Source organism: Kitasatospora sp. NPDC091257, from assembly GCF_044757675.1.
GTDB lineage: Bacteria > Actinomycetota > Actinomycetes > Streptomycetales > Streptomycetaceae > Kitasatospora > Kitasatospora lactacystinica.
Genome location: NZ_JBIVVI010001384.1, coordinates 1 through 2,168 on the forward strand (window position 1 = coordinate 1; position 2,168 = coordinate 2,168).

Here is a 2,168-nt window from a genome sequence, read left to right on the forward strand (position 1 = left end):
CCTCCTTACCCCGTCAGCTGGCCCGCACCCGGCGGTTCACCCTGGGCGCTCCCGTCCAGCCGGAGCCCTCGCCGGACGGCACCACCGTGCTCTTCCTGCGCGGCCGGTCCGGCACCGACCCGCTCGCCTGCCTCTGGGCACTGGACACCGCCACCGGCGAGGAACGGCTGATCGCGGACCCGGCCGTGCTGGGCGCCGCCGAGGGCATCGCCGGGTACAGCACCGACGCCGCCGGCGCGCTCGCCGCCTTCGCGCTGGACGGCGCCCTGTGGCTGGCCGACACCGCCCGCGGCACCGTCCGCGCCGTCCCCGTCCCCGGCCCGCCGCAGGACCCCCGGCTCGACCCGACCGGCCGCCGCATCGCCTACGTCGCCGCTGGCGCCCTGCGGGTGGTCGGCGTCGACGGCACGGACGACCGTCCGCTCGCCGAACCCGAGGCCGAGGACGTCTCCTACGGGCTCGCCGAGTACGTCGCCGCCGAGGAGATGTTCCGCGACCGCGGCCACTGGTGGTCCCCCGACGGCACCGCACTGCTGGTCGCCCGGGTCGACAACCGCCCGCTCGCCCGCCTCTTCCTGGCCGACCCCGCCGACCCGCACCGCCCGCCGCGCACCGTCCGCTACCCGCTGGCCGGCACCGCCAACGCCGAGGTCTCGCTGCGGCTGCTCGGCCTCGACGGCACGGACACCGGGGTCCGCTGGGACCGCGCCGCCTTCGAGTACCTCACCGCCGCCGGCTGGGACGGCCACGGCCCGTACGCCGCCGTGCAGAGCCGCGACCAGCGCACCGTCCGCACCCTGGCGATCGGGCCGGACGGCGCCACCCGGGTGCTCGCCGAGCGGCAGGACGCGCACTGGATCGAGCTGCTCCCCGGCCTGCCGGCCCGCACCGGGGGCGGCGCCCTGGTGGACACCGCCGACCTGGACGACACCCGGCACCTGACCGTCGACGGCAAGCCGGTCACCCCGCCCGGGCTCCAGCTGCGCGCGGTGCTCGGGACGGACGGCGAGCAGATCCTGTTCACCGCCTCCGACGAACCCACCGAGACCCACCTCTGGACGTACGGACCGGACACCGGACCACGACGGCTCAGCAGCGGCCCCGGCCTGCACACCGGGGTGCGGCGCGGCGGCACGCTGGTCCTCACCACCCGTTCCCCCGGCCACCCCGGTGGCCGCTCCACCGTCCTGCGCGAGGGCCGCCCGGCGCTGCCGCTCGCCTCCCGCGCCGATCCGCCGGTCCGCGCCGCCGCACCCGAACCGCTCCGGCTCGGCCCGCGCGAGCTGCGCGCCACGCTCTTCCTGCCCGCCGGCCACCGCCCCGGGGACGGCCCGCTGCCCGTCCTGCTCGACCCGTACGGCGGACCCGCCGTGCAGAAGGCCACCACCGGCGGCCTCTGGTGGGACCAGGTCTCCCAGTGGTTCGCCGACCAGGGCTTCGCGGTCCTCGTGGTGGACGGCCGCGGCACCCCCGGGCGCGGGCCGCGCTGGGACGAGGCGATCCACGGCGACAAGGCGGGACCCGCCCTCGACGACCAGGTCGAGGGCCTGCGGGCGGCCGACCGGCTGCGGCCCGGGCTGCTCGACCTCGACCGGGTCGCCATCCGCGGCTGGTCCTACGGCGGCTACCTCGCCGCGCTCGCCGTACTGCGCCGCCCGGACGTCTTCCACGCCGCCTCCGCCGGAGCCGCGCCCACCGACTGGCGGTTCTACGACACCCACTGGCAGGAGCGCTTCCTCGGCCACCCCGACGAGCACCCCGAGCACTACGACCGCGGCTCGCTGATCGCCGAGGCACCGAAGCTCGACCGCCCGCTGCTGCTGATCCAGGGCCTCGCCGACGACAACGTGTACCCGGCCCACACCCTGCGGCTGTCCGCCGCCCTGCTCGCCGCCGGCCGCCCGCACGAGGTCCTCCCGCTGCGCGCCACCGGCCACCGGCCCACCGACGAGGCGGTGGTCGAGCACCTGCTGACCCACGAACTGCACTTCCTGCGACGCTCGTTGGGCCTAGGGCGTGTCTGACAATTCGCGTCGGATCAGGGCGCGGCGTTGGGGTGCGTGCATCGCAAGGCGGAGGAGGGAGCCACTGCGGAGCATTGGCGACCGACGACAACGCGGCGAGGTGCGTGCCCCAACGCCGCGCACCCGGCGGGAATTGTCAGACAC

At 76.8% G+C, this 2,168-nt stretch carries 1 protein-coding gene; it reads left to right on the forward strand.

Features of this window, described 5'->3' with window-relative positions; genetic code table 11:
• A partial coding sequence (locus ACIQOV_RS38525; RefSeq protein WP_401055444.1) for a prolyl oligopeptidase family serine peptidase occupies nt 1-2,024 on the forward strand: 2,024 nt, incomplete at its 5' end.
• Nucleotides 2,025-2,168 lie beyond the last annotated feature (144 nt).